The 343-nt window shown below is 60.6% G+C and carries 1 pseudogene; it reads left to right on the forward strand.

From position 1 onward, the window contains the following. Positions 1 to 109 precede the first annotated feature (109 nt). A pseudogene (locus E5W70_RS27230) lies at positions 110 to 343 on the forward strand (two-component system response regulator); the annotation flags it as partial.

The raw sequence follows: 343 nt of genomic DNA on the forward strand, positions 1-343 counted from the left end.
ACGACACTGCGATCATGGCGAGGCCAGCCGACAGGCGGCATCGCGCGCGGGCGGGGATCATGTCTCCCTCCCGCATTGCACAATTCCCCCGCATCAGCAAAATGCATTCATGATCCGCAAATCCCTCACTGTCCTGGTGATCGATGAAAACCACATCCGCGCTTCGATAATCGAAGCGGGGCTGCGGGAGGCCGGGCATCAGCAGGTCACCGTCATCCACGACGTCACCGGCATTGCGCGGCGGATCGCCGAGATCGAACCCGACGTGATCGTCATCGACCTCGAAAATCCCAACCGCGACATGCTCGAAAACATGTTCCAGCTTTCGCGCGTGGTGAAGCGG

Origin of the sequence: Mesorhizobium sp., from assembly GCF_005063415.1 — a bacterium.
Taxonomy (GTDB): Bacteria; Pseudomonadota; Alphaproteobacteria; order Rhizobiales; family Rhizobiaceae; genus Mesorhizobium.